Here is a 17,647-nt window from a genome sequence, read left to right as displayed (position 1 = left end):
TTCATCGGAACTCGGGAGCGGCGCCGGCAGCATGGCTCAGGGCCGCGTAGTGAGGCTGTTGACGCCCACGATCGGGCTTATCAGCAGGCTCATGACACGGCTCCACCGCACCACCTCGCGCGCATCGACGTAGACCACGTCCTTGGGCTCCAGCTCGAAGCCCTCGGCAATCGCCAGCGCCACCGGCGAGTTGCCGTCGAGGTGGTAGACCTTGGGCGCATCGCTGGCGGTCTTGCGGATCACGTAGATCTGCTCGGCGTTGGCGGAGTTGGGGTTCACGCCGCCGGCATCGCCCAGCGCCTCGTTCAGCGTCATGCGCCCGTTGCGCATCAGCAGCGAGCTCGGCCGCACCACTTCGCCGGTGACAAAGACCTTGCTGTCCTCGCGCTGCTCGACGCGCACGATGTCGCCCGAGCGCAGCAGGATGCGCGACGGGTCGACGCCCTTGGCCAGCATCGCGGGGATATTCACGTACCAGCTGCGTTCGCCGCGGGTCACGCGCACACGGCTGTTGTCGCCGGTGTTGTTGAGCACGCCGCCGGCGCGGTTGAGCGCCTCGACCAGCGTCATCGGCGCGTCGTCGATGGCGAGCATGCCGGGCGTGCGGACCTCGCCGTCGACATAGACGCGCTGGCTGCGGAAGCCCAGCACGCGCACCGTCATCTGCGGATTGCGCACCACGCGCGAGAGCACGCGCGCCATTTCGTCGCGGACCTGGTTGGCGGTCTTGCCCGAGACCTTCATCACGCCGGCATACGGGAACTGGATGTCGCCGTTAGGGCTGACCACATAGCCCGGCATGTTGGAGCCGCCGGTGGAGGCCGGCACCTCGAAGCCGGCGCCGATGCTGTAGGTCTGCGTCGGGAACACCAGTTCGGGGTGGTCCCACACCACCACCGAGATGATGTCGCCCGGGCCGATCACATAGGGCTTGGGCGTGGCGAACAGTTCCTCGACGCGGTCATTGGTGGGCTTGCTCTTCGAGCGCAGCTCGCGCACCAGTTCCATGGTGATCGGCGTGATGTCCGGCTTGGCGTCGGGGCCGACGGCATCGACGTTCGCGGTCGGGCTGAAGTGCATCCCGGGCGATGCGGCGCAGCCGCCCAATAGCAGGGCTGCGCCGAGCACGGCGCACAGGCCAGGCAGCGAGCGCCGGCGCGACCCTCGGACGCGGTGGGTAAGACTGGCGGTGCGGCAAGCGGTGCGGCATTGACTGGTTTCCACGACATTCCTCCTGCACATTGGGGCGCGCCCGCGCTGGGACGGCAGGCCCCTGATGCTCCCAGCCTAGGGCGGTGGGTAGCGTGAATCGGTGCGCTCTCGCACACTGCCGCGGGCGCCTTGGGTGGCCTGCCGCGCACTGGTCGAATGCGCCGCGGGCATGCGGTCCGACGCCTGGCTCATGGCTGCGGCCGGCGCTGGCCGATGGGCCGCGCGGGCGTGCCGCCATACACCGTCCACGCGTCGCGCAGCGGTTTGGTCACCACCGTGCGGGGTGCAATCACCGCGCCTTCGGGCAAGGTCACGCCGGGCGAGATGAACGCTTCGGCGCACACCCACACGTGGCGCTCCAGCGTGATGGGCGACGCGATCAGCTGGAAAGTCTCGCTGTTGTAGTCGTGCGACCCCGTGCACAGGTGCGAGCCTTGTGACACGATGGCGTAGTCGCCCAGCGTGATCGGACTGATGTTGTAGAGCGTCACGCCGTCGGCGACGGCGGTGTGCTCGCCCATCACCAGGTTCCACGGCGCCCAGATCCGCGCCGCGGGGTAGACCCGCGCATCGCGGCCAAGGCGGGCGCCGAACAGCCGCAGCAACGCGGCGCGCCAGGCGTGCATCGGGCGCAGGCTGGGGCGGAACAGCCACAGCCATACCCAATTCCATAGCTGCCGGCGCACGCGGTTGGACAGCGAAAACGACGGGCCGGAGGTGCGGTGGGTGTGCTGGATGATCATACGGAGCGTTTCCGGAACGGCGGACATTGCGGCGATGCTCGCGCGAAGCCGTGCCGTGTATCGGTGCGCCGCGCCACAGAAGCCGGGCGCGAAGCCGTCGGGCTTGCCGCGGCCGCCATCACGCTCCACACAGGTGCGCCAGCGCACGGAACGGCACCCGGTGCTGGCGCATGCTGCAGGCAGGACACCGCGTGCGCAGACTTGCTTGCACCCGGTGCGACCGGAGCCATGACGCGATGATGCATCCCTTGCCGCTGCGCGAAACTTCTGCGCCGCTGCCAAGCATCCTGATCTACAGCGCCCCCTTCCATCCGTTGGTCGGCGGCATGGAGCGGTTCGCCGAGGAGCTGGCGAGCGGGCTGGCGGAGCTGGGCTATCCGGTCGAAGTGGCCACGCGCACGCCGGGCACGCCGCACGACCCCACTACCTTCCCGTTCGCCGTGACCCGGGTCAGCGGCAAGCTGCAGCTTGCGCGCGCCATGCTGCGCCACCGGCGCGTGCTGTTTGTCGGCCTGACCTTTTACGACGTGATGCTGGCCAGCGCGCTGCGCCGGCGCATCGTGCTGACGCACCACGGCCCCTACGTGGTCCATGGCCACACGCGCGGCACCTGGACCGGTGCGATCAAGCGCTGGCTGTCGCGCTTCTACGACGGCATCTGCGTCAGCCACTACCTGGCCGGCTGGCTGCCGGGCCAGCCGCTGGTGATCCACAACGGCTATCGCGACGAACTGTTCGCGGCGGCGCCGCCCGCCGACGCGCGGCCGCCGGGAAGCTTCATCTTCGTTGGTCGGCTGGTGTCGGAGAAAGGCGTGGACCTGCTGGTGCGCAGCTTTGCGCGCCTGCATGCGCGCCAGCCGCATGCGCGGCTGACCATCGTCGGTGACGGTCCCGAGCGCGAAGCGCTGGCGCGCCTGGCCGACGGGCTTGGCTGCGCGGCCGCGGTGCACTTTGCCGGCTGCCAGTGCGCCGCCGGCGTGGCGGCGCTGCTGGGCCGGCATCGATGCCTGGTGGCGCCGTCGTTGGGCTATGAGTCGTTTGGCATCGTCGCGCTGGAAGGCCTGGCGGCGGGCTGCGAAGTGATCGTCAGCCAGCGCGGGGGCCTGCCCGAAGCGGTCGGCGACTTCGGCTGGGTGGTCGAGCCGGCGCCCGAGCCGCTGCACGCGGCCATGGCCGCGGTGCTGGCCGGCGCGTCGCGCCGGGACGAAGCCGGTACGCGCCAGTTCCTGCGCGAGCATGAACGCAAGGCGGTGGCGCAGCGCTATGCCGAGGCCATCGCGCGCTTCACGCAGCATCCCAGCGAGCCGCGCGAGCCCGTACCGTTCAGCACCGAGCAGCAGGGTTCCGAAGCTGGCCGCTAGGCTTCGCGCCAGCGGTCCTCGTGCGCGGTCAGGCATTTGCGCAGGAAGCCGAACATGCCGGTGGCGCAATAGACGCTGACGCGGGGCAGGCCGAACGGGTCGTCGCTGGCGCGGGCCAGCCCGCGCGCCGTGATGGTGGCGTTGGCATAGCCCGCCTCGCGCACCATCTGCCGGTGCGCGGCGTCCTGGCTGCCATAGGGATAGCAGAAGGCCGTCACCGGCACGCCAAGCCACTGTTCCAGCTCGTCCTTGGACGCGGCGATCTGCCGGCGCGCCTCGTGCGGCGCCATGCGGCGCAGGTCGACATGGTCCAGCGTATGCGAGCCGACCTCATGCCCGCCCTGGTGCCACGCGCGCATCTGCGCCACGCTCATCAGCGCCGCGGGGCGGATGCCCAGGTCGCGGTCCCAGACATTGCTGCCCGACAGCTGGCGCGAGACAAAGTAATTGGTGGCGGTGAAGCCGAGCGCATCCAGCGCGGGCATGGCGTGCTCGAACACATTGCGGAAGCCGTCGTCGAAGGTGATGCCGAAGACCTTGCCGCTGCGCTCGCCGTGCAGGTACGGCATCAGGTCGCGCACGCTCAGGCCGCGATAGCCAAGCCAGTGCATCAGGCGCATCTGGCGGCGAAAGCGCGCGGGCGGCACCCACAGCCCGCGCCCGGGCGAGCGGCGTGGCGGCGGTGCGTCGATCTGGTGGTACATCAGGATCGGAATCGGCATGGCAGGGACCAGGTGCGCGCCATGCGGATGGCGCCGGTGCAGGCCATTCTGGTGCGCTGCGGGGGCCGGCTCGGTGCGCTGGTCCACATTGCCCTGGCGGCGCCGGCACTGGCCGGCGCGGGTGTGTGGCAGCGAACAGAGGCCGCGGGCGCGCTGGCTCATGCTGCGGGCACGAGGACGTATGGCCCCGCTTGCCAATGGCGCCAGCCGGGGAACCAGTGCCAGGCACACAGCGGGCACGACGCGCGGATTCCGGAGATCGCCTGCACCATGAGATTGCTGCACGTCATACCCTCCATCGACCCTGCCGGGGGCGGCCCCATCGAGGGCATCCGCCAATTGCGCCAGCCGCTGCGCGAACGCGGCGCCCAGATCGACGTCTGCTGCGGCGATGCACCCGACGCACCGTTCGTGCGCGCCAGCGAGATGAACGTGGTCGCACTGGGCCCGACCCCGACCAAGTACGGCTTCAACCCGAGGATGCTGACATGGCTGCGCGCCCATGCGGCGGACTACGACGCAGTGCTGGTCGAAGGCCTGTGGCAGTTCCATGCGCTCGCTACCTGCCTCGCGCTGCGCGGCAGCGAGGTGCCGTACTTTGTCTATACCCACGGCATGCTCGATCCGTGGTTCCGCGAACGCTATCCGCTCAAGCACGTCAAGAAGAGCCTGTACTGGCTGCTGGGTGAGTACTGGGTGCTGCGCGGCGCGCGCGCGGTGCTGTTCACCTGCGAGGAAGAGCAGCGGCGTTCGCGCAACGCGTTCTGGCCCTATCGCTGCCGCGAGCTGGTGGCCGGCTACGGCACCGCGCAGCCACCCACCGCGGCCGTGCCGTTGCGCGAGGCGTTCTTCACTGCGTTTCCGGCACTGCGCGGCAAGCGCATCGTGCTGTTTCTCGGCCGGATCCACGAAAAGAAGGGGTGCGACCTGCTGGTCGAAGCCTTTGCCGGTGTGGCCGGTGCCGAGCCGCGGCTGCAGCTGGTGCTGGCAGGGCCGGTGGAGGCGGCGCTGCGCGAGCGGCTGGTGCGCCAGGCCGAACGCCTGGGGCTGGCGCAGCGGCTAAGCTGGACCGGCATGCTGTCGGGCGACCTGAAGTGGGGCGCCTATCACGCGGCCGAAGTCTTTGCGCTGCCGTCGCACCAGGAGAACTTTGGCGTGGCCGTGGCCGAGGCGCTGGGCTGCGGCGTGCCGGTGCTGATTTCGGACAAGGTCAATATCTGGCGCGAAATCGTTGCCGACGGCGCCGGACTGGCCGGCGCCGATTCCGCCGAGGGCACCGGCGCGTGCCTGCGCCAGTGGCTGCAGGCCGATCCCGGCGCGCAGGCGCGCATGCGGGCGCAGGCGCAAGCCTGCTTCCAGCGACGCTTCGAGGTGCGCCAGAGCGCGCAGCGGCTGCTGGAGATCCTGAGCGAGCGGCCGGTGCCGGCGCCTGCCGCCGATGCCGCCGCCACCAGCGCCACGCCGGGCGGCACGCCATGAAAGCGCTGCGCATCTTCGTCTTCGCGGTGCTGTCGCAGGGGCTCGGCGCCATCACCGGCCTGCTGCTGGCGCACTGGCTCAGCGTCGGCGACTACGCGATCTATACCGTCACCGGCGCCATCGTCGGCGCCATGTCGATCGTCACCAAGGGTGGCATCCATTTCGGGCTGAATGCCATCCTGGGGCGCACCTGGCCAGACCGCGAGCGCGCGGCGCAGGCCACGCGCGCCGCGCTGGCGCAGCGCAAGCGCATCTCGGCCTTCCTGCTGCCGCCGCTGCTGATCGTCGCCGGCGTGCTGATGTACCGCAACCATGCATCGCTGGCGTTGATTGCCGCGTTGCTGCTGACGCTGCTGACGATGTGGTATTTCGACATGCAGTCGCGCGTGGTGGACCAGGTGCTGCTGTTCGCCAACCGCGCACCGGCGCTGCAGGCGCTCGATGCCAGCCTGTCGGGCGCGCGGCTGCTGCTGTCATGGGGCGTCTACCTGCTGGGATGGCAGAGCGCACTGGCCGCCAGCCTGGTCAACACGCTCTTCGCCGGCCTGCGCGTGCCGTTCGTGCGCCGCTGGCTGCGCCGCGAGCTGCCAGCGCGGGCCGCCGAGCCGGTGGCCGAGGACCAGCGTTCGATCCGCGCCATCACGCGCCGCCAGATTCCCATGGACGCGTTCTATTGCCTGCAGTCGCAGTTCGCCTTCGCCATCGTCGCGTTCTATGGCGCGGTCAGCCAGACCGCGGCGATCGGCGCGCTGTCGCGCATCGGCCAGCTGCTGGTGCCGGTCAGCATCGTGGTGGGCGCGTATGTCGTGCCGCGCTTCGCGCAGGCGCGCGAGCACGTGCTGCGCCAGTACCTGGGCTGGCTGCTGCTGGGTTCGCTGCCGGCCGGCACGCTGGTGCTGCTGGCCTGGTTGTGGCCCGGGCTGCTGCTGCGCCTGGTCGGGGCCAACTACGCCGGCCTGAGCTCCGAGCTGCTGATCGCCTGCCTGGGCGCCGGCGCCTACAGCATTGCCGGGGTGGCCTGGGAACTGCTGGCCAACCGCGGCCTGAACCACTTCAACTACATGCAGGTGCCGGTGGTGATCGCCTGGTGCCTGGTCGCGCCTCACCTGCTCGACCTGACCACGCTGCGCGGCGTGCTGTGGTTCGAGGCCGGCCTGGCGTCCGGGCTTGGCGCCGCGGTGCTGTGCGAGCTGGCGGGCGCGATCCGTGCCGGGCGGCTGCTGCCGCCGCCGGTGCTGAGCGTCGACGGGGGCCGCCCATGAAGGTCCTGGTCACCCACCCCGGCCTGCAGCATTCGCACCAGATGGCGCAGGCGCTCCACGAGCAGGGGCTGCTGTGCCAGTACTGGTCGGGCGTGCCGGTGCGCGGGCCGGGCGAGCCGGTGCCGTGGTGGCTGCCGCCGGCGCTCGGCGCCAAGGTGCGCGAGGTCGGCATCCCGCAGGCCCTGCGCCGCCACCCGCTGTGCTTTCCGGCCATGCTCAAGCTGGGGCTGCACCGCCGCGTCGGGCTCAACCGCTTTTTGCGCATGTCGCAGTCGGCCTATGCGCACCGCGTGTTCCACCTGTTCGATGCATGGGCGGCGCGGCGCGTCGAGGCGCTGCGCCCCGACGTGGTGGTGGCCTACGAGAACTCGGCGATGCAGACCTTCGAGGCGGCCCGCCGTATCGGCGCGCGCTGCGTGCTCGACGCGCCGGCGGTGCATCGCGCGACGGCGGCGGCCCTGCTGGGGCTGCAGCCCGATCCCTACCTGGCCTGCATCGACGCGCGCAAGGACCGCGAGGTGGAACTGGCGGACCTGGTCATCACCTGCTCCGAATTCGCCGCGCAGACCTATGCCCAGGCCGGCGTGCCGGACGCCAAGCTCAGACCGATCCTGCTCGGCGCCAGCCTGCCCGGCAACGTGCAGCGCCGGCGCACGCGCGCCGGCACGCGCTTCCTGTATGCCGGCGGGCTGACCACGCTCAAGGCGGTCGACCTGCTGCAACAGGCCTTCGCCATGGTGCGCGCGCGCGTGCCCGAGGCCGAGCTCGCGGTGGCCGGCGGCGGCGCCGAGCCCGCGCTGGCCGCGGCACTGGCGTCGACGCCCGGGGTCACGCTGCTCGGCGCGCTGCCGCAACCGGCGCTCTACCAGGAGCTGGCTGACGCCGATTGCCTGGTGCTGCCGTCGCGCTTCGATTCCTTCGGCATGGTGGTGGCCGAGGCGCTCGCCTGCGGCACGCCGGCGCTGGTGTCGGAGCGGGTCGGGGCCAAGGAGATCCTGCGGGAATTCCCGCGCGCGGGCTGGGTCGTCCAGGTCAGCGCGCAATCCTTGTATGACCGCATGCTGGAGCTTGCCACGGTACGCGCCAGCCTGGACGAGGCGCGCCCTTACGCGAGCCTGGCCGGGGAGAAGTACACCTGGGCCAGGTATCGCCGCGCCGCGGTCGCAACCATCGCGACGCTATGCTGAGCCACTCCGCCGCACCCCTGGCGCCGCTGGCGCGCTCGCGCATCCGCCGGCATGCCCGCACCACCTTCGGCACCGTGTTCCTGCTGGTGTTCCTGGTGGCCGTCCTGGAAGGCGCGGCGCGCAAGTGGGTGGCGGGCTCGCTGAGCCTGCCGCTGGTGCTGCTGCGCGACCTGCTGGCGGTCTATGGCATCTACTACGCGATGCGCTATGGCGGCTTCACGCCGGCGCGGCCGGCAATGCGGCTGCTGCTGCTGTGGAGCGCGCTGGTGCTGGCGTGGGGGCTGGTGCAGACCATCGCCGGCGACGGCACGCTCGCCATCATGCTGGTCGGGCTGCGTTTCTGGCTGCTCTATGTATGGTTCGGCGTGGCAGCGGCGCTGCTGCTCGAGCCCGAGGACGTTGCGGCGATCTGCAAGACCACGCTGGTGCTGATGGTGCTGATGGCGCCGCTGGTGGTGATGCAGCACTTCCTGCCGCCCGGCAGCTTCCTGAACCGGCAGGTCGACGGCGACGAAGACCGGGTCTTCATGATGGTCGGCGACATCGTGCGCACTACCGGCACCTTCTCGTTCACGCTGGGCTATACCACCTTCCTGGCGATCACCATGCCGATCGCACTGCAATACGTGCTCGGCGGCGACGGCAAGCGGCACTGGCTGTATGCGCTGGTGGTGCTGGGCAGCCTGCTGGTCAGCGTGCTGGTCAGCGGTTCGCGCGCCACCGTGCTGCTGCTGCCGGGCCTGTTCGCAGTGGCGGCGCTGTGCACCCTGATGTTCGGGCGCAGCTTGGCCAGGCGCCGCGTGCTGGTCTGGCTCGGCGCGGCGATGGTGATGGGGGCGGTCGGCATGGCCGTGTTCAGCGAGTCCGTCGAAAGCACGGCGCAGCGCTTCCACGACGCCGCCGAAGACGAAGACTTCGGCGACCGCGTCGGCACCATGTTCCTGGGCGAGAGCGAGGCCTATGCCAGGCCGACCCTGCTGGGCGCGGGGCTGGGGCGCGGCAGCAACCTGGCCAGCTATCTCGAGCGCGGCGAAATCACCTTCATGCTGTCCGAGACCGAGACCGGGCGCACCATCGAGGAGGCCGGCCTGCTGGGCTATCTGTACGTGGCGCTGAAGTTCGCCGTGTGCGTGGCCGGCATGTGGCTTGCGGTCGGCGCGGCGCGCCGCACCGGCAACTGCTTTGCCATCCTGCTGTGGCTGGTGAGCACGCTGTGCCTGCTGACGTGGTCGCTGATCGGCCAGCTGACCGCCAACGTGCTGGGCTTTCTCTTTGTCGGCTTCACCATGGCGGTCACGCGGCTGGAGCGGCAGGGGCGGCTGACGGGCGCGAACAAGCGCGCACGGCCGCGGCGACGACACGCGCGCTAGCGGCACGCTGCGGGCCACGCATCCCATCGGGCATCCACATCGATCCGCGAAGAAAAGCAATATGAGGCTTATCCTGTTCGGTCATCCCGTCTTTTTCGGCAGCCACAGCATGGACCGCTTCGCGGCCATGATCGTCGAGGGCATGCGCGAGCGCGGCCACGAGGCCCAGCTATGGACCCCGCCCGCCGTGCTGGTGCGGCTGTCGACGCGCCCGGGCCTGCGCAAGTGGCTGGGCTATGTCGACCAGTACATGCTGTTTCCCGCGTGGGCGTGGTGGCGGCTGCGGCGCGAGGGCGCCGGCGCGCTGGTGGTGCTGACCGACCATTCGCTGGGCATGTGGATGTGGCTGCTGCACCGGCGCCCGCATGTGATCCACTGCCACGACTTCATCGCGCAGCGCACCGCCGCCGGCGAGTTTCCCGGGCGCCAGCTGTCGGCCAGCGGGCGGCTCTACCAGGCGCTGATCCTGCGCGGCATCGGGCTGGGGCGGAACTTTGTCGCGGTGTCAGAGAAGACCGCGCACGACCTGCTGCGCCTGCATCCGGGGCCGAGGCCGCGCGTGCGGGTGGTGCACAACGGCCTCAACTACCCGTTCCGCCCGCTCGCGCCGGATGTCGCCATGCGCCGCCTGCGCGCGGCCAGCATCGACGATATCGAGCCCGGCATGCTGGTCCATATCGGCGGCAACCAGTGGTACAAGAACCGCGAAGGCGTGCTGGCGCTATACCAGGCCTATTGCGAGGCCAGCAGCGCGGGCGGCGGCAGCGGTGCCGCTGCGGCGCCGCGCCCGCTGTGGATGATCGGCCCCGAGCCGACTCCCGCCATGCGCGAGCTGGCCGCCGGCGCGGAGCGGCTGGGCGGCAAGGTGCGCTTCCTGGAGGGCATGTCCACCGCGGCCGTGCACGCCGCCTATGCGCTTGCGGCGGTGCTGCTGTTCCCGAGCCTGGAAGAGGGCTTCGGCTGGCCCGTGATCGAGGCCATGGCATGCGGCATCCCGGTGCTGACCACGGCGCGGGCGCCGATGCAGGAGATCGGCGGCGGCCTGGCGCTGCTGATGGAGCCGATGGAACCGGACCAGGCGCAGGCCTGGGCCCGGCGCAACGTGGGCGTGCTGATGGAGCTGCTGTCGTGGCCACAGGCGCGGCTCGACCAGCTCTCGGCCGACTCGCTGGCGTGGGTGCGGCATTTCTCCGCGGAACGCGCGCTGGACCAGTACGAAGCCATCTACCTGGCCGCGCTGGCCCCGGCCTCGGCCACTGCGGCGGCGGAGGCCGAGGCCAGCTGAGACCAGTCGAGATCAGTTGGGATCAGCAGACCCCGGCGGGCCCGGGGGCAGGCCCGCACAACGCAGCCGTTGCGCGGGCGCCGGCTCAATGCAGGATGTAGGCGACGGTCTGGATCACGCCCGCGCCTTTGCGCACCTCGCACAGCACGCGGCTGTGCACCGGCTTCAGGTTGAACGGCGGCGCGGTCAATACCACCCCGCTCGGCACCATGCGCGCCAGGCGCGTCGAGGCCCCCAGCCGCTTCTTGGCGTTGGGCGGAAAGTCCGGCGCCAGCGGCAGGTGTTCGGTCAGCACCAGCACCTGGTAGCGGTGCAGCTTGGCCAGCACGCGCGCGATCCTGTCGTTGTCCAGGTGCTGCAGCACCTGGCGCAGGAACACCACGTCGCCCGCGGGCAGCTCGTCGCCGGCAATGTCGAGGCAGCGGAAATCCACGTCGAGATGGGCGTAGCGCGCGCGGTTGGCCGCGATCAGCGGCGCCACCACGTCGCAGGCCACATAGCGCCCGCAGGCGGGGCGGATGCGGCTGCCGATATGGAAGTCGCCGCAGCCCAGGTCGACCACGTCGGGCTTGCGCGGCAGTTCGCGCAGCAGCGCGGTGACCGCCTCGGCATAGGGCTCGACGATGCGCGGATCGTGCGAGCCGGTGCCGCTGAAGAAGCCCGGCTCGTCGGCCTCGCCCCACAGGCTGCTGTGGTAAACGTCGGAAAACACTTCGCCCGGCGGCTTGGCGCCGTAGCGTGCGTCATGCTGCTGCTCGCGGCGCACGTGGTAGTAGGTGCGCAGCCAGGCGGGCACCAGGGGTTTGATGGTTCGCATCAGGCGTTGCACCAGCGCGGGGTGCGTGGTCGCGGTGTCAGGACTCATGTCGGGTTCCCCCTTGGGCGTTGCGTTGGCCGCGGCGGCGCTCAGGCCACCGCGGAGGCGTCTTGCGCGGCAGGCGGCGATACCAGTGCCTGCAGTGCGCATTCCAGTTGCGCCAGCACCGCGTCGCGGCCGAGATGGGCTTCGGCCCAGGCACGGCCCCCGGCGGCATGCATGGCGCGCCGCTGCGGCTGGCAGGCGAGGGTGGCAATGGCGTGCGCCAGCGCGCTGGCGTCGCCGGGCGGCACCAGCACGCCCACGCGGGCCACCAGGCGGCCCAGCTCGGTATCGGGCTGCGCGGTGGCAATGACCGCGCGCCGGCTCGCCAGCATGCCGGTAAGCTTGGACGGCATCACCAGGTCGGCGGCATCGGCGCGCTGCGGCAGCAGGTGCATGTCCGCGGCCGCCATCATGGCGTGGAACTGCGCCTGGGGCTGCAGCGGCAGGAAATGCACGCGTGCCAGGCCGGCGCAGCGTGCCTGCAGCGCGGCGCGGCCGCTGCCGTCGCCGCACAGCACCATGTGGATGCGCGGGTGGCCCTGCAGCGCCTGGGCGGCATCGGCGAGCACTTCCAGGCCCTGCTTGTTGCCCATGTTGCCGGCGTACAGCGCGATCACCGCGTCGGCGGGAATGCCAAGGCCGTGCCGGAACGCCAGCGCCGCGTCGGCCGGGGCCTCGTGCAGGTCGGCCCAGTTGGGCAGCAGCTGCAGGCGCGCGGGGCTGACGCCCTTGGCGCGCAGCGCCTCCGCCATTGCCTGCGAGATAGTCGAGACGCGGTGGTAGCGCGTGGTCAGCGCGCGCTCCATGCGCGTGGCCAGGCGGCGCAGCAGCGGATGGCGCAGCACCCCCAGCGCGAACGCGGCATCGACTTCCAGGTCCTGCACATGCAGCCAGGTGCGCGCGCGCGTGCAGCTGCCCAGCAGCAGCGCCGCCGGGCTGCACATCAGCGTGGGCTCGACCGCGAAGATCACGTCGGGACGCCAGCGCAGCTGTGCCGCCATGCACGGCATGCTGCTCAGCGCAAAGCTCATCAGGTGCAGGATGCGCAGCAGTCCGGACGGTTTGCGCGGCACCCACACCGGGGCGCGGTAGACCGTCACGCCGCCGTGCGTCTCGCGCGTATAGCGCCAGGCGCTGTAGCCGTCGCCGACGCGCCATGCGGGGTAGTACGGCGGGGCGCAGACCACGCGCACCTCATGCCCGCGCGCGGCCAGCCATTGCGCCTGCTCGCCGGTGTACTTGCCGATGCCGGTCAGTTCGGGCGCGTAGTTCTGGCAGTAGATCAGGATCTTCATGGCCGCTCCGCGCGCGCTCGGGGTCAGGCCAGCGCGGCCGCGATGCCGCCGCGCAAGGTGCCGGTGCGGCAGGCCTCTTCGTAGACGCCGCGCAGGCCGTCGCGCAGCGCAATGCGCGGGCGCCAGCCGGTGCGCATGATGGCGCTGCTGTCGAGGCGCTTGCGCGGCGTGCCGTCGGGCTTGTCGGTTTCGAAAGCGATGGTGCCGCGATAGCCGGTGACCTGCGCCACCAGTGCCGCCAGCGCGCCGATCGAGACCTCGTCGTCGCTGCCGACGTTGAGCAAGCCCGCGGGCGCGGCCTCGCGGTAGGCCGGTGCGGACAGCGCCATCACATGCAGGCAGGCACGCGCCAGGTCGTCCGCGTGCAGGAATTCGCGCAAGGGCTTGCCGGTGCCCCACACCGACACGCGCGGGCTGCCGGCCAGACGGGCGTCGTGGAAGCGGCGCACCAGTCCGGGTATCACATGGCTGTTGGCGGGGTGGTAGTTGTCGCCGGGCCCATAGAGGTTGGTCGGCATCACGCAGCGGTAATCGGTGCCGTACTGGCGGTTGTAGCTGTCGCACAGCATGATGCCGGCGATCTTGGCGATGGCGTAGGGCGCGTTGGTCGGCTCCAGCGCGCCGGTCAGCAGCGCGGCTTCGGGAATCGGCTGCGGCGCCAGCCGCGGGTAGATGCAGCTCGATCCCAGAAACAGCAGCCGCCGCACGCCGGCCTGCCAGGCGGCATGGATCACGTTGGTGGCGATGGCGAGGTTCTGTTGGATGAACTCGGCCGGGTAGGTGTGGTTGGCATGGATGCCGCCGACCCGCGCGGCGGCCAGGTAGACCGCGTCGATGCGCTGGCTGGCGAAGAACGCCTGCACCTGCGCCTGGTCGCACAGGTCCAGCTCGAGGTGCGTGCGCGTGACGATGTCGGCGCCGCCCTGCGCGCGCAACGCACGCTCGATGGCCGAGCCGACCATGCCGCGATGGCCGGCGACAAAGATGCGCGGGCGCGCTGCCAGGGCCTGGTTCATGGGATCCTCGCGGTGGCCGTGCACGCGGCTACTCAAGATGGTTGAAGGCCTGGAAGCCGGCCAGCCTGACCAGCGCGTCGCGGCGCGCCGCGGCGTAGTCGGCCTCGATCATTTCCCGGACCAGTTCGGCAAAGCCGATGCGCGGGCTCCAGCCCAGGCGCTCGCGCGCGCGGCTGGCATCGCCGAGCAGGGTTTCCACCTCGGTCGGGCGGAAGTAGCGCGGATCGACCCGCACCACGATCTCGCCAGGCTTGCACGCCGGTGCGATGCCGCCGCCGCGCGCGGGCGGATCGACATGCTCGACGATGCCGACCTCGTCGACGCCGCTGCCATGGAAGGTGATGGTGATGCCCAGCTCGCGCGCCGCGCGCTGCACGAACTCGCGCACGCTGTGCTGCTCGCCGCTGGCGATGACGAAGTCCTCGGCCGCCGCCTGCTGCAGCATCAGCCACTGCATCTCGACGTAGTCGCGCGCATGGCCCCAGTCGCGCAGCGCCGACAGATTGCCCAGGTACAGCGTTTCCTGCAGTCCCAGCGCGATGCGCGCGATCGCGCGCGTGATCTTGCGGGTGACGAAGGTCTCGCCGCGCACCGGGCTTTCATGGTTGAACAGGATGCCGTTGCAGGCGTACATGCCATAGGCCTCGCGGTAGTTCACCGTGATCCAGTAGGCATAGAGCTTGGCCGCGGCATACGGACTGCGCGGATAGAACGGCGTGGTTTCCTTCTGCGGGATCTCCTGCACCAGCCCGTAGAGTTCGGAGGTGGAGGCCTGGTAGAAGCGCGTGAGCTTTTCCATGCCCAGGATGCGGATCGCCTCGAGCAGGCGCAGCGTGCCGATGGCGTCGGTGTTGGCGGTGTATTCGGGCTCTTCGAACGAGACCTGCACGTGGCTCTGCGCGGCGAGGTTGTAGATCTCGTCGGGCTGCGACTGCTGCACCACGCGCACCAGGCTGGCGGTGTCGGTCATGTCGCCGTGGTGCAGGATCAGCCGGCGCTCCTGCGCCTGCGGATCCTGGTACAGGTGGTCGATGCGCTCGGTGTTGAACAGCGAACTGCGCCGCTTGATGCCGTGCACTTCATAGCCCTTGCCCAGCAGCAGTTCGCACAGGTAGGAGCCATCCTGCCCGGTGATGCCCGTGATCAGCGCACGCCGGACGCCGTTGCGCCCGCGCGGCCCGGCTCGTTCCGGCCCGGTGGCGGTGATATGACCGAGTGTGTCCAGCTCGTTTGCGCCCATGGCTCTGATCCGTTAGCAAGTGGGGCGACTGTAGCGCCGCGTTGCGGCGCCGCACCGTCTGCTACCCCACACAACGGCGGCCTGCCGTGTGGGCGCTGCGCCACGGATCAGGTGCGCGGCATCGGTGTCGTGACCTCGGCGCCGGCGCGCTCTGCGGTGGCGTCATGGCCGGGCGCAAGCCGCAAGTGCTGCCACAGCAGGCGCGTGGTGGCCCAGAACGGCGCCACGCCGCGCCAGCCGCTGCGGTGCAGGTGGTGCCCCAGGTTGTGCGGCAACGCCAGCATCATGAACAGCGCGGCCTTGTCGTGGCGGTGCTGGCTGCGCCAGTACCGGTGCAGCATCGTGACCATGCGCGCGGCATCGGCGGCCGGGCTTCCGGCGCAGGGCGGCGGCCGCTGGGCGTCGAGCTGATTGACCGCGCTGGGAATCAGCTCGATACGGCAGCCGCAGCCGTAGACCGCGCGTCCGGTCAGGTCGGCGACGTCGTAGTCGGCATCGAGGCATTCGTCGAACGGCAGCCGCTCCAGCAGCGCGCGCGGGAATACCGTGCTTGGCAGCACCACCGCGCACAGCGGCCGCGCCCGCGCGCCACGGCGCGGCGGCTGGCGCAACGGCTGCCCCAGGAAATCCTCGCGCTGCGGCCGCAGGCATTCGCCGGCGCGCATCGCCGTGCCGGTCAGCACCAGCGCGTCGGCGTTGCCGCCCGCGGCGACCCGGTAGATGAAGTCGTCGGCGAGGCGCTCGCCCATCTGCTGCAGGAAGGTCGGGCCCAGCGTGGCGTGGTCGTCCAGAAACAGCACATGGGTGCCGGTGGCCGCGCGCAGCAGGCGGTTGCGGCTGGCGGCGGCGCCGCGCCGTGGACCGTCCAGGCAGGGGATGTCGGGGTAGGCGTCGCGCATCAGCGCGCGCGTGGCGTCGTGGCTGCTGTCGTCGCAGACGATCAGCTGGTGCGGCGGCGTGGTCGACGCCGCGATCGACTGCAAGGTCCGGCGCAATCCGTCCGGATGGTCGCGCGTGCTGACGCACACGGAAAAGCTGGGCAAGAACGTGCTTGCTTGCATGATGACCCCTCCCGTCCGGCAAGCGCCGGCTTGGCGCCGGCCCGTCTGTGCGGGCGCGGCGCGCGGCAAAACCTTCAGGCCGGCATCAGACCACCGGCCTGACCGCCTGGCACGGCGGCTCGTTGCGCCTTGGCGCTACCCCGGCGCCATTGGTTTCGCGCGTGATGCGTTCGTCGCCGCTGACCCATTCCAGCGTGGCGCCGCGCTGCAGGGCGGCGTAGACCGCCTCGCCCTTGTTGCGCACCTTGAGCCGCTGGTACAGCGTGCAGGCGTGGCTCTTCACCGTCGCCACCGAAATGTTGAGCATGCGGCTGACGGTCTTGATCGGATAGCCGCGCGCCAGCAGCACCAGCACCTCGTACTGGCGCGGCGTAATCTTCAGCATCTCAGCCTCGTCGTAGCCGGGTTCTTCCTCGGTCAGCGGCATGGCAGGGGGTGTGGGTGAGACCGCCGCCGGGGCCGCCGCGGACAGCGGCTGGCCGGGCCGCAGCTCGGTCAGGTCGCGCAGCGCCACGGTGGTACGCAAGGCGGCGCGGGGGGTGCTGGCGCAGGACGCCAGCGCCAGCTGCTCCCCCGGCGGTTGGGCCGGATGCGCGGCGCTGAGCGGCAGCGGCGCAGCCGAGGCGAGTGACTGCGTGGCGGGCATGGCCGAGCGCGATGCCGACGGCAGGGTGCCGGTCTCGGCGGTGAAGAGCAGCCCCTGTACGCCCGACACGGCCATGCGGATGGCAGCCTCGATCACTGCCAGCGAGGCGGACTTGGGCAGGCAGCCGCAGATGCCGCGCGCGCTGTCCGCGGTGGGCACATGCAAGGGCAGGGTGTCGGCGAGGATCAGGATGCGTTGCGGCGCGAGCGTCTGCCGGGCCTGTTCCAGCAGCACCCAGCCCGGCGCGGGGTCGGCGGGCATGCCGAATACGAGCAGGTCGGCGTTTTGGTGCCGGGCGTCCAGCCTGGCCATATCCGCGGGTGCAATGGCCGCCACCTGCGCGGATTCCTGGATGTTCTCGAGCATTTGCAACAGCCCGAGCCGGAGCAGCGGATGCTCCTCGATCAGCAACGCATTCATGGACTTCACTCCCCGTTTTTACCCGGGGGCGGACTGTGGGGCGCTTTGCGTATGGAAGACGTGACAGGACCGCCGTCACCGCGCTGGCTGGTGACTGGTGACTGGCTCTGTGGCTGACCCCCATGCTTCCATGCCGGGCGGTTCCGTTGTTGTGGCGGGAACTTGCCCATGGCTGGAAGGATGACCCCGAATCCGAACCCGGGTGCTTGTTACTCCTAAATCAGTTGGAATTCATCTTATGGGGTGGGGGAGGGGAATGCAAGCAAGGGGGTACGGGGTGGAATGAAGGAGGGAATGAAAGGACCTTCATAATCCTTTCAAATACATCGTATTTATACCTGCCAAGTTCCGGAAACGCCGCGCTGGCGCCGTTCCCGGTGGTTTCATCGATGTGACATTCAGAATTTAATTGGTTGCAAATCTGAAACAGATTCTATTATCTTTCGCCGGATATGACGGTTTTATAACCCTATTGAGGGGTGTCCG

General features: G+C 70.3%; 15 protein-coding genes. 6 read left to right on the top strand and 9 right to left on the bottom strand.

Annotated elements, in window-relative coordinates; all coding sequences use genetic code 11:
- Positions 1-36: 36 nt before the first annotated feature.
- On the bottom strand, positions 37-1,224 hold the full coding sequence (locus tag GA0116996_RS19415; RefSeq protein WP_482156198.1) for a polysaccharide biosynthesis/export family protein: 1,188 nt from the start codon (positions 1,222-1,224) through the stop codon (positions 37-39).
- A 176-nt stretch (positions 1,225-1,400) separates the two neighbouring features.
- Complete coding sequence (locus GA0116996_RS19410) at positions 1,401-1,955, bottom strand: LbetaH domain-containing protein (protein ID WP_092314884.1); 555 nt, start codon at positions 1,953-1,955, stop codon at positions 1,401-1,403.
- Positions 1,956-2,191: 236 nt separating this feature from the next.
- Here GA0116996_RS19410 and GA0116996_RS19405 point away from each other — a divergent pair, with 236 nt between their 5' ends.
- A complete protein-coding gene (locus GA0116996_RS19405; protein WP_092314882.1) occupies positions 2,192-3,316 on the top strand; it encodes a glycosyltransferase family 4 protein in 1,125 nt (374 codons plus the stop codon).
- Here GA0116996_RS19405 and GA0116996_RS19400 read toward each other — a convergent pair.
- Positions 3,313-4,038, bottom strand: coding sequence for a polysaccharide deacetylase family protein (locus tag GA0116996_RS19400; RefSeq protein ID WP_092315116.1), 726 nt, complete (start codon positions 4,036-4,038; stop codon positions 3,313-3,315). The genes GA0116996_RS19405 and GA0116996_RS19400 overlap by 4 nt on opposite strands.
- 270 nt (positions 4,039-4,308) lie before the next feature.
- Between GA0116996_RS19400 and GA0116996_RS19395 the strand changes: the two genes are divergently transcribed.
- The 5 genes from GA0116996_RS19395 (at position 4,309) to GA0116996_RS19375 (ending at position 10,621) form a co-directional block, all read left to right on the top strand.
- Complete coding sequence (locus GA0116996_RS19395) at positions 4,309-5,517, top strand: glycosyltransferase (RefSeq protein WP_092314880.1); 1,209 nt, start codon at positions 4,309-4,311, stop codon at positions 5,515-5,517.
- Positions 5,514-6,779: a hypothetical protein gene (locus tag GA0116996_RS19390; RefSeq protein WP_092314878.1), complete on the top strand. Its 1,266-nt coding sequence runs from the start codon at positions 5,514-5,516 to the stop codon at positions 6,777-6,779. The genes GA0116996_RS19395 and GA0116996_RS19390 overlap by 4 nt, the downstream gene beginning before the upstream one ends.
- Positions 6,776-7,966 carry a glycosyltransferase family 4 protein gene (locus tag GA0116996_RS19385; RefSeq protein ID WP_092314876.1) on the top strand — a complete coding sequence of 397 codons (1,191 nt, stop codon included), beginning with the start codon at positions 6,776-6,778 and terminating at the stop codon, positions 7,964-7,966. Before GA0116996_RS19390 ends, GA0116996_RS19385 begins: the two co-directional genes overlap by 4 nt.
- Positions 7,960-9,336: a hypothetical protein gene (locus tag GA0116996_RS19380; protein ID WP_092314874.1), complete on the top strand. Its 1,377-nt coding sequence runs from the start codon at positions 7,960-7,962 to the stop codon at positions 9,334-9,336. The genes GA0116996_RS19385 and GA0116996_RS19380 overlap by 7 nt, the downstream gene beginning before the upstream one ends.
- Before the next feature lie 61 nt (positions 9,337-9,397).
- Positions 9,398-10,621, top strand: coding sequence for a glycosyltransferase (locus GA0116996_RS19375; protein WP_092314872.1), 1,224 nt, complete (start codon positions 9,398-9,400; stop codon positions 10,619-10,621).
- 85 nt (positions 10,622-10,706) lie between these two features.
- Here GA0116996_RS19375 and GA0116996_RS19370 read toward each other — a convergent pair whose 3' ends face one another.
- The 6 genes from GA0116996_RS19370 to GA0116996_RS19345 all read right to left on the bottom strand — a co-directional run bounded on the left by GA0116996_RS19370 (position 10,707) and on the right by GA0116996_RS19345 (position 17,161).
- The gene (locus tag GA0116996_RS19370; RefSeq protein WP_092314870.1) at positions 10,707-11,486 is read right to left on the bottom strand and encodes a class I SAM-dependent methyltransferase; all 780 of its coding nucleotides are present in this window, start codon (positions 11,484-11,486) and stop codon (positions 10,707-10,709) included.
- A 41-nt stretch (positions 11,487-11,527) separates the two neighbouring features.
- Positions 11,528-12,778 (bottom strand): glycosyltransferase WbuB, encoded by a 1,251-nt coding sequence (locus GA0116996_RS19365; RefSeq protein ID WP_092314868.1) that lies wholly within the window; start codon positions 12,776-12,778, stop codon positions 11,528-11,530.
- A gap of 23 nt (positions 12,779-12,801) precedes the next feature.
- On the bottom strand, positions 12,802-13,794 hold the full coding sequence (locus GA0116996_RS19360) for a GDP-L-fucose synthase family protein (RefSeq protein WP_092314866.1): 993 nt from the start codon (positions 13,792-13,794) through the stop codon (positions 12,802-12,804).
- 28 nt (positions 13,795-13,822) lie between these two features.
- Positions 13,823-15,034: a GDP-mannose 4,6-dehydratase gene (gmd, locus tag GA0116996_RS19355; protein ID WP_208601260.1), complete on the bottom strand. Its 1,212-nt coding sequence runs from the start codon at positions 15,032-15,034 to the stop codon at positions 13,823-13,825.
- Between the two features lie 107 nt (positions 15,035-15,141).
- On the bottom strand, positions 15,142-16,095 hold the full coding sequence (locus tag GA0116996_RS19350) for a glycosyltransferase family 2 protein (RefSeq protein WP_092314864.1): 954 nt from the start codon (positions 16,093-16,095) through the stop codon (positions 15,142-15,144).
- 85 nt (positions 16,096-16,180) lie between these two features.
- The gene (locus tag GA0116996_RS19345) at positions 16,181-17,161 is read right to left on the bottom strand and encodes a helix-turn-helix transcriptional regulator (protein WP_092314862.1); all 981 of its coding nucleotides are present in this window, start codon (positions 17,159-17,161) and stop codon (positions 16,181-16,183) included.
- Positions 17,162-17,647 lie beyond the last annotated feature (486 nt).

It is taken from the genome of Cupriavidus alkaliphilus, assembly GCF_900094595.1.
GTDB classification, from domain to species: domain Bacteria; phylum Pseudomonadota; class Gammaproteobacteria; order Burkholderiales; family Burkholderiaceae; genus Cupriavidus; species Cupriavidus alkaliphilus.
This window is presented reverse-complemented; position numbering and strand designations above follow the sequence as displayed.

Bases quoted from the DNA above. Each gene is read 5' to 3' on its own strand.
- GA0116996_RS19410 (WP_092314884.1), bottom strand. From the start codon at position 1,955: ATGATCATCCAGCACACCCACCGCACCTCCGGCCCGTCGTTTTCGCTG.
- GA0116996_RS19405 (WP_092314882.1), top strand. From the start codon at position 2,192: ATGATGCATCCCTTGCCGCTGCGCGAAACTTCTGCGCCGCTGCCAAGC.
- GA0116996_RS19400 (WP_092315116.1), bottom strand. From the start codon at position 4,038: ATGCCGATTCCGATCCTGATGTACCACCAGATCGACGCACCGCCGCCA.
- GA0116996_RS19395 (WP_092314880.1), top strand. From the start codon at position 4,309: ATGAGATTGCTGCACGTCATACCCTCCATCGACCCTGCCGGGGGCGGC.
- GA0116996_RS19390 (WP_092314878.1), top strand. From the start codon at position 5,514: ATGAAAGCGCTGCGCATCTTCGTCTTCGCGGTGCTGTCGCAGGGGCTC.
- GA0116996_RS19385 (WP_092314876.1), top strand. From the start codon at position 6,776: ATGAAGGTCCTGGTCACCCACCCCGGCCTGCAGCATTCGCACCAGATG.
- GA0116996_RS19380 (WP_092314874.1), top strand. From the start codon at position 7,960: ATGCTGAGCCACTCCGCCGCACCCCTGGCGCCGCTGGCGCGCTCGCGC.
- GA0116996_RS19375 (WP_092314872.1), top strand. From the start codon at position 9,398: ATGAGGCTTATCCTGTTCGGTCATCCCGTCTTTTTCGGCAGCCACAGC.
- GA0116996_RS19370 (WP_092314870.1), bottom strand. From the start codon at position 11,486: ATGAGTCCTGACACCGCGACCACGCACCCCGCGCTGGTGCAACGCCTG.
- GA0116996_RS19365 (WP_092314868.1), bottom strand. From the start codon at position 12,778: ATGAAGATCCTGATCTACTGCCAGAACTACGCGCCCGAACTGACCGGC.
- GA0116996_RS19360 (WP_092314866.1), bottom strand. From the start codon at position 13,794: ATGAACCAGGCCCTGGCAGCGCGCCCGCGCATCTTTGTCGCCGGCCAT.
- gmd (WP_208601260.1), bottom strand. From the start codon at position 15,034: ATGGGCGCAAACGAGCTGGACACACTCGGTCATATCACCGCCACCGGG.
- GA0116996_RS19350 (WP_092314864.1), bottom strand. From the start codon at position 16,095: ATGCAAGCAAGCACGTTCTTGCCCAGCTTTTCCGTGTGCGTCAGCACG.
- GA0116996_RS19345 (WP_092314862.1), bottom strand. From the start codon at position 17,161: ATGAATGCGTTGCTGATCGAGGAGCATCCGCTGCTCCGGCTCGGGCTG.